Origin of the sequence: Micromonospora sp. NPDC049060, assembly GCF_040649055.1 — a bacterium.
Lineage (GTDB): Bacteria > Actinomycetota > Actinomycetes > Mycobacteriales > Micromonosporaceae > Micromonospora > Micromonospora reichwaldensis.
Map to the genome: position 1 here is coordinate 21511 of NZ_JBEZEV010000087.1, position 7545 is coordinate 29055.

Below are 7545 nucleotides of genomic sequence, written 5' to 3' on the forward strand. Positions count from 1 at the left end.
GGGAACGCATGGAAGAGCACGTCCTTGCCGCCGTCGAGCGGGCGACGACCCGCCCGCCGGAGCGCTACGACACCATCACCGTCCGGCCGATCTCTCCGGTCATCGGCGCGGAGGTCTCCGGCCTCGACCTCGCCACCGAGCTGTCCGACGGGCAGCTGGCCGAGGTCCGGCGCGCCTTCCTCGCCCACCACGTGCTGGTCTTCCGCGACCAGGTGCTCTCCGCCGAGGACCACAAGCGCTTCGCCGGCCTCTTCGGCGAGCTGCGCCGGCAGCCCCTCGCCGACCTCGACGGCGGCGATCCCGCCGTCCTCGAGATCAGCGCCGGCCGCGACTCGCGGTTCGTGGCCGGCGAGGACTGGCACACCGACGGCACCGCCGAGGCCGAGCCGTCGCTGGGCTCGATGCTCTACGTCACCAGGACGCCGGAGATCGGCGTCGGCGGCGACACCCTCTGGGCGAACATGCACCTGGCGTACGAGATGCTCTCCCCGCCGATGCGGGCCTTCCTCGACGGGCTGACCGCGATCCACGACGGCCTCATCCCGTGGCAGGGCCACACCCCGCCGCCGGAGTACGTCGTGCCGAAGAGCGAGCATCCGGTCGTCGTACGCCACCCGGAGACCGGCCGCAAGCTGCTCTTCGTCAACGCCGGCTTCACGTCGCACATCGTGCAGCTCTCCCGCCACGAGAGCCGGGCGCTGCTGGACATGCTCTTCGGCTGGGTCGCCCAGCAGCCGATCCTGAGCTGCCGGGTCCGTTGGACGCCGAACACGCTTGTGTTCTGGGACAACCGCTGCACCCAGCACCACGCCGTCTGGGACTACTACCCGCACTCCCGCTACGGCCAGCGGGTGACCATCAACGGCAGCCGGCCGGTGGCGTAGCCGGTCGGGCCGACCCCCGCGCCGGCTCGGCGGCGGATCCGCTCGCCGGCCGGTGAGGGCGCGTCGGCCGGTGGAGGGCGCGGGCCGGTGGGGGCGTCGGCCGGTGGGGGGCGTCGGTCAGCCGCGCACGATCTGCTCGGTGTAGGCCCAGTCGTCGTCGAGGGCGGCGTCGCGTTCGCCGGTCAGGCCGGTCAGGTCCGCGCCCGCGACGCGGCCGGCGCCCGCGATCCGGTCCCGCAGGATCCGGGCCGTGACCACGGCGGCCCGGGTGCCCTGGGCCGTGACCGGGTCCAGGTGGTAGCCGGCGTCGCCGACCAGGCACCAGCCGGGCCCGCTCATCGGCCGGCGCAGCATGCGCATCCGCCCGGCGCCGCCGATCGACGTGCTCCGGCGGCCGGCGGCGACGGCCGGACCGAGATACGGGTCGTCGCGCACCATCCGCTCGTACGAGCGCGCCGGGTGCCGGCCGGTCTCGTCGATGAGGCTCTGGTGCAGGTCGAGCGCGACGCACCACTGCTTGTCGCCGCAGGGCGTCGAGATGAGGACGCTGCGGTCCTGCAACGAGAAGTAGGAGCGGTCGGTGGGCAGCGGCAGGTTCTCGTAGTAGGCCAGCAGCGCGAACCACGGTGACTCGACGACCCGGTAGGCCTCCGCCCCCACGCGCTCGGCGTTGCGCGACAGCCGGCCGTCCGCCAGCACCAGCAGGTCGCAGGTGACCTCGCTGTCGACGGCACCGTGCCGGACGGTCACGCCGCGCACCCTGCCCCCGTCGATGGTGAGGTCCCGCACCCGGGCCGGGCGCCGCACGGTGACGTTGCCCCGGCCGCGCGCCGCGGCCAGCAGCGCCGGGTCCAGCACCTCGCGGGGCACGCTCATCCGGTACGAGTACGCGTCCTCGCGCGGGTAGACCCGCTCGACCACGTCCTCGCCGATGCGCTGGGTGTCGCCGTAGGTGCGCGGGGCGCCGCAGGCCAGGACCGTCTCCAGCAGACCGAGCTCGGCCCAGGCGAGGTTGCCGGAGCGGTCCCAGGTGGACTGCTGCGGCCAGTACGCGGTGGGCCGCGAGGCGTCGAGGACGAGGACGCGTTCCGCGTACGGCGCGAGGGCCCAGGCGGTGCACGCTCCGGCGATCCGGCCGCCGACCACGACGACCTCCCAGTGGCCGGCGATCACGCCGGCACCGACCCGGCGCGGTGGTGCTCCGGCGGGCTCCCGAGGTCGTCACGCGACACGACTCAGTCTCGCATCCGGACCCGACCCGGGGAAGGGAGCTGCCCGGCGAGGTGCGCGGTCCTCGTGGGCGACGGGGCGCGACGTCGCGCGACAGCCCTGAGGTCGCCGCAACGGCGCAATCCGTCGGAGGGATCTTGTTATTACTGGCCGATTACCCAAGACCATTAAATTCACCCAGGTCAGCGGGCTCCCGTCTGTACGTGGGGTGAAATGTGAACAGTCGAACAATCGCGCGCCCGGAGCCCAGGCTCGAGGTCCGGGACCTCGGGTGGGGACAGCTGTGGGCGGGCTCCCGGCTGCTCGCCCAGGCGTACGAGAACGGCGCCATCTGGGCCGCCGCCGGCTCGCTCCCCCGGTGGCAGCGCCGGTCGGCGCTGACCGCCCTCTACCTGGCGGAACTGGTGATCGCCCAGCTGATGAGTTCGGGCATCACCCTCGCCGCGTACCGGGCCGACCGGCTCGACGGGATCCTCGTCCTCTACGGCGACGAGCGCACCACGCCGTGGTGGGGGTGGGCACTGCGCTCGGTGGCGTGCCTGCTGGCCGGGCCGCGGGCCGTGGTGCACGCCGTCCGCATCTCCAACGCGCTGGACCGGATGCGCCCCGACAGCCCGCACGTGTGGTTCGCGGTGCTCGGCCGGCGGGTCGACTCGGTCGGCGTCGGCTACGTCCTCATGCGCGCCGGCCAGGCGCGGGCCGAGGCCCTCGGCCTGCCGGGCTACCTGGAGACCTCGGCCGGACCGGAGCAGGTGCAGATCAACGAGATGCTCGGCTGGAAGTCCGTGGACGAGTACGTGCTGAGCACCGGAAGCGTCATCAAGACGATGTGGCGCGACCACCCGGGGCGGTCATGACGGCGGCCGGACTGACCCGAGGGCTGGACACGCTCTTCGCGGTCCCGCCGGAGCACCGGCTCGGCGACGTCGACCGCGCCTCGGCGAGACAGGTCCTCGGCTGCGACGACCACACGCTCTCCACGTTGCTCGACCGCGGGCTGCCGGCCAGTGGTGACCCGGGCGAGGAGCGTTTCGACTCGCGCGACCTGTTCAACCTGGCGCTGTACTCGGGCACCGGCACGACCGTGCCGGAGCAGGCCTTCGCCTACTCGCTACGGTGGATGCGCTCGTCGACCGAGGAGCTGCTCGCGCCCCGCGCCTCCCGGTTCGCGCTGCGGATCGCGTGTGCCGCCGACGCGTGCGGCCCGCAGCCGACCAGCACGCTGGCGCTGCCGCGCCCCGAACGCTGCGGCGGCGCGGTGCACGACCTGACGGTGGAACCCGCCGGCGGCGTCGCCGGGCCGGACGCCGAGCACGGCGACACCGTCACCCGTACGGCGTCGCAGCTCGCCGTCACCGCCACCGTCCACACGACGGGTGAGCGGGCCGAGCTGCGCTCCCCGGAGCTGCGCGCGATCGCCGCCGAGTTCGCCGCCATGGACCTGCGCTGGGTCAAGCTGCCTGAGGCCCTGCAGAACGACGTGGACCTGGTGACCACGCACGGCGTGGCGAGCTGCGACTCGGCGAGCCGGTACCTGGCCCAGCTCTGCCACCGGGCCGGCATCCCGGCGGTGACCCGGATCGGCTGGGTGGTCGGCATGCTCGACCTGGTCCACGCCTGGGTCGAGGTCGAGGACGCCGACGGGGCGACAAAGGTCATCGACCCGGTCTTCGCGCTGTTCTCCGCCACCGTGCGCGACACCAACCCGCTGCTGCGCGATCCGGCCGTCGCGCTGCGCACCAACCGGCTCATCCCGACGGGCCTGTCCACGGGACGGGCCGTGGCCGAACACCGGTGCGCCGGCGACCCGTCGGCCGCCCGGCTCACCACGAAGATCCTCCCCGCACCGACGCGCCCCCAGGAGGGGTCATGAGTACGACCGAGACCGTTCCGGAGTTCCTCACCACGTTCCTGCGCGCCAGATGTCCGGACATCGACTCGGTCGGGCTCGACGACGACCTCGTGGACACGGGCGTCCTGAACTCGATGCACTTCGTCGAGCTGCTCTACCTGATCGAGGCGGAGCTGGGCACGGAGATCTCCCTCGACGAGGTGAGCACGGACGACTTCCGCACCATCTCGCGGATCACGCGACGTTTCTTCACCCCGGGGCAGGGCCCCGGCGCGACACCCAAGGAGTAGCAATGTTGGAGACCCGCGTCCGCGAGGTGGTCGGCTCGGTGTTCGGTGTCGCACCGGACGAGCTGCCCGAGCGCCTGGACCCGGACACCGTCCCGGGCTGGACCTCGCTGCGCCAGATCCAGCTCATGATGGCGCTGGAGAGCGCGTTCGGCATCGAGATCGACCCGAACCTGCTGCCGGCCCTCGCGTCCGGCCCGGCGATCGTGCAGTACCTCGAGGAGACGCTGGCGGTCCCGGACGGGACGGGCCGATGACGGCGTACCACCCGCAGTTGCGCACGGTGCACGACGTCGTCGCCTTCCACGCCGGGCAGCGGCCCGACCATCCGGCGGTGCACTGCGAGGACCGTACGGTCAGCTACGCGCAGCTGCACCGGTCGAGCAACCGGACGGCGCACGCCCTGCGGCGCGCCGGGGTCACGGCCGGGCACCGCGTCGCCTACCTGGGCAAGGAGTCCGAGCACTACTACGACGTCCTGTTCGCCTGCGCCAAGACCGGCACCGTGCTGGTCCCCATCAACTGGCGGCTGCGCGCCGGCGAGATCCGGCACATCATGCGCGACTCCGGCAGCACGGTCCTCTTCTGCGACGAGGACCTCCTGGACACCGTCGACGCGCTGCGGCCGGACCTGCCCGAGCTGAGCGAGGTCGTGTCGCTGGCCGGCTTCACCGGTTGGCAGGCCGACGAGGACGGCGACCTGGACCCGTCCTGGTCCGAGGAGCAGCCCCTGGCCCAGGTGTACACCAGCGGCACGACGGGCAACCCCAAGGGTGTCGTGCTGGCCCACCGCAGCTTCTTCGCGGTGCGGGACGCGCTCGCCTCCGAGGGCCTGGACTGGATCGACTGGCGGCCGGACGACGTGAGCCTGATCGGCATTCCGGGGTTCCACATCGGTGGGCTCTGGTGGTCGATCCAGGGGTTCAGCGCCGGCATCACCAACGTGTCGGTCCGGGTGTTCGCCGGACACGAGGCGGTCCGCCTCATCCGGCGCCACGGCGTCACCACGGCGTGTGTCGTGCCGGCCCAGTTGCAGATGATGCTCGCGCCGCCCCGGCCGAAGCGGGAGGACTTCGTCTCGCTGCGGAAGATCGTCTACGGCGGGTCGCCGATCTCCGAGGCGTTGCTCGGCCGCAGCATCGAGATGTTCGACTGCGAGTTCGCGCAGATCTACGGCCTGTCCGAGAGCGGCAACACCGCCGTCTGCCTGCCGCCGTCGGAGCACGTCGTCGGCGGGCCGCGCATGCAGGCGGCCGGCCGGCCGTACCCGGGCTTCGCCGTGAAGATCATCGACGGTACGGGCCGGGTGCTGCCGCCGTTCGAGGTCGGCGAGATCTGCCTGTCGACGCCGGCACGGATGATCGAGTACCGGGGCCTGCCCGAGGCCACCGCCGCGACCCTGGTCGACGGCTGGCTGCACACCGGCGACGCCGGCTACCTGGACGACGAGGGCTTCCTCTTCGTACGCGACCGGATCAAGGACACGATCATCGTGGCCGGCGAGAACGTCTACCCGGCGGAGATCGAGAACGCGGTCTGCGCGTACCCGGGGGTGGTCGAGGCCGCGGCCGTCGCCGTGCCGCACGAGCACTGGGGCGAGGTCGTGCACTGCTTCGTGGTGACCCACCCCGACCAGCCCGCGACCGCCCGCGATCTCACCCCGTTCCTGCGGGGACGGATCGCCGACTTCAAGATCCCGGCGAGCTTCGAGTTCGTCGACCAGCTGCCCCGCAACCCCAGCGGGAAGCTTCTCCGGCGGGAGCTGCGCGAAAGGTTCTGGCAGCACCTCGACCGGCGCGTGGCCTGACAGCCGGCGCGGTCCCCGTCCGGCTCCCAACACCCACCCTTCGTGCAAAGGCGGATCGATGCACATTTTCCTGCGCCACAACAGCGACCGGATCGCGCTGTCGACAGGCAGCCCCAACCGGCTCTCGCTCGGCTACTCGGAGGACCCGCGAGCGGTAGCGGGCCGGCTCCCCCGACGCGGTGCCGACGAGCCGAAGAACGTGCTCCTGCTGGGCGCGAACGGATACGTCGGCATGCACATGCTGCGTGAGCTCCTCGGCGACGCCCGGGTGGCGACGGTCTACGCCCTGGTGCGCCGCAAGGGCGACAAGTCCGGTGAGGACCGCATCGCCCGGCAGCTGCGCAAGTACAAGATGGAGCTGCCCGACACCGGGAAGCTGTCGGTCCTGGAGGGCAGCTACCTGGAGCCGGCGATGGGGCTCGACCGCGCCGCCCACGACGAGCTGCTCACCGAGGTCGACGTGGTCATCGACGCCGCGGGGGCGACGACCCACGACTACCCCTACGCCCGGTACCGCGAGGAGAAGGTCCTGCCGACGCTCCGGCTCGCCGAGTTCTGCCTGCAGGAGCGGTTCAAGACCCTGCACGTGATCGGCTCGGTCGGCAGCGAGGTCTACCAGCAGCGGCGCGACTTCTACCGCAACAGCTTCTTCTACACCGGCTACAGCAGGATGAAGTGGGTCGTCAAGCACCTCAGCCTGCGGGCGAACCGTGACGGCGTGCCCATCCACATCTACCAGGCGCCGTTCGCGTTGGGCGGCGCGCCCACCGGGTTCAAGGACCCCGGTATGGAGTACTCGTTCTGGAACATGATCTCGCACATGCTCCAGCTGGGCCTGATCTGGGACTCGGAGGTCACCAGCCCGATCGTCGCCGGCGACGTGCTGGCCCGGTCGGTCGTGGACAACGCGTTGTCGGACGCGCCGCGGCCGATCAGCTACCCGGTGACTCCGGCGACCACCCGCGAGATCGCCGAGCGGTTCGACCTGAAGCTGGTGTCGTGGCAGGAGTTCCGGCGCGAACTGATGCGGCAGCACCGGTTCCGGCCGGGTCAGATCGACTGGTCGAAGCCGATCACCAGCATCAAGCGCGGGCGGCAGCAGTCCAAGTTCGTACGCTCGCTGTTCCCGCGGTCGTTCCACACGCTGCTGAGCAACATCCACCACGCCGCCGCCAACCCGACGACCGTGCGGCTCGACAGCGACCTGCCGCCGATCGACGTCCTGGTCAACAACGCCAGGCGGATCCGCAAGCTCGGCAAGTACCTGCCCGAGGAGGCGGTGGCTCCCGTCGCCGCTGCCGCGCCGGTTCCCGCTCCGGCCTCCGCAGCCGAGCCGGTGGCCGTCGGGGCCGTCTGACCCTTCCCTCTCGCGCGTCAGCGACGCCGGCCGACCTGGCACCCGTGCCCCGTGGAGGAGTCCGGCACAGTGGAGGAGTCCGGGAACGTCGGTGGCCGTCCCGGTCCCGGTATGCCCCGGCGGGTGTT

General features: G+C 72.0%; 8 protein-coding genes. 7 read left to right on the forward strand and 1 reads right to left on the reverse strand.

Annotated elements, in window-relative coordinates; genetic code table 11:
• The first annotated feature begins 8 nt into the window (after window positions 1-8).
• The gene (locus AB0B83_RS24705; protein ID WP_357580163.1) at window positions 9-884 is read left to right on the forward strand and encodes a TauD/TfdA family dioxygenase; all 876 of its coding nucleotides are present in this window, start codon (window positions 9-11) and stop codon (window positions 882-884) included.
• 117 nt (window positions 885-1001) lie between these two features.
• Here the strand turns inward: AB0B83_RS24705 and AB0B83_RS24710 are convergent, their stop codons facing one another.
• Window positions 1002-2057 carry an NAD(P)/FAD-dependent oxidoreductase gene (locus tag AB0B83_RS24710; protein WP_357580164.1) on the reverse strand — a complete coding sequence of 352 codons (1056 nt, stop codon included), beginning with the start codon at window positions 2055-2057 and terminating at the stop codon, window positions 1002-1004.
• Window positions 2058-2329: 272 nt separating this feature from the next.
• Here AB0B83_RS24710 and AB0B83_RS24715 point away from each other — a divergent pair, with 272 nt between their 5' ends.
• Genes AB0B83_RS24715 through AB0B83_RS24740 form a run of 6 tightly spaced genes read left to right on the forward strand, consistent with a single transcriptional unit; the run spans window position 2330 to window position 7417 of the window.
• Complete coding sequence (locus AB0B83_RS24715; protein WP_357580165.1) at window positions 2330-2971, forward strand: hypothetical protein; 642 nt, start codon at window positions 2330-2332, stop codon at window positions 2969-2971.
• Window positions 2968-3987 carry a hypothetical protein gene (locus AB0B83_RS24720; protein ID WP_357580166.1) on the forward strand — a complete coding sequence of 340 codons (1020 nt, stop codon included), beginning with the start codon at window positions 2968-2970 and terminating at the stop codon, window positions 3985-3987. The genes AB0B83_RS24715 and AB0B83_RS24720 overlap by 4 nt, the downstream gene beginning before the upstream one ends.
• Complete coding sequence (locus tag AB0B83_RS24725; protein ID WP_132240601.1) at window positions 3984-4256, forward strand: phosphopantetheine-binding protein; 273 nt, start codon at window positions 3984-3986, stop codon at window positions 4254-4256. The genes AB0B83_RS24720 and AB0B83_RS24725 overlap by 4 nt, the downstream gene beginning before the upstream one ends.
• A 2-nt stretch (window positions 4257-4258) precedes the next feature.
• Window positions 4259-4510 (forward strand): acyl carrier protein, encoded by a 252-nt coding sequence (locus tag AB0B83_RS24730; RefSeq protein WP_311410357.1) that lies wholly within the window; start codon window positions 4259-4261, stop codon window positions 4508-4510.
• Window positions 4507-6060 carry a long-chain-fatty-acid--CoA ligase gene (locus AB0B83_RS24735; protein WP_357580167.1) on the forward strand — a complete coding sequence of 518 codons (1554 nt, stop codon included), beginning with the start codon at window positions 4507-4509 and terminating at the stop codon, window positions 6058-6060. Before AB0B83_RS24730 ends, AB0B83_RS24735 begins: the two co-directional genes overlap by 4 nt.
• A gap of 58 nt (window positions 6061-6118) precedes the next feature.
• Entirely contained in the window at window positions 6119-7417 is a 1299-nt protein-coding gene (locus AB0B83_RS24740; protein ID WP_357580168.1) for an SDR family oxidoreductase, read from the forward strand.
• Window positions 7418-7545 lie beyond the last annotated feature (128 nt).

What these genes read in the sequence shown, in the direction of transcription:
- AB0B83_RS24705 (WP_357580163.1), top strand. Translation starts at nt 9, where the DNA reads ATGGAAGAGCACGTCCTTGCCGCCGTCGAGCGGGCGACGACCCGCCCG.
- AB0B83_RS24720 (WP_357580166.1), top strand. Translation starts at nt 2,968, where the DNA reads ATGACGGCGGCCGGACTGACCCGAGGGCTGGACACGCTCTTCGCGGTC.
- AB0B83_RS24725 (WP_132240601.1), top strand. Translation starts at nt 3,984, where the DNA reads ATGAGTACGACCGAGACCGTTCCGGAGTTCCTCACCACGTTCCTGCGC.
- AB0B83_RS24735 (WP_357580167.1), top strand. Translation starts at nt 4,507, where the DNA reads ATGACGGCGTACCACCCGCAGTTGCGCACGGTGCACGACGTCGTCGCC.
- AB0B83_RS24740 (WP_357580168.1), top strand. Translation starts at nt 6,119, where the DNA reads ATGCACATTTTCCTGCGCCACAACAGCGACCGGATCGCGCTGTCGACA.
- AB0B83_RS24730 (WP_311410357.1), top strand. Translation starts at nt 4,259, where the DNA reads ATGTTGGAGACCCGCGTCCGCGAGGTGGTCGGCTCGGTGTTCGGTGTC.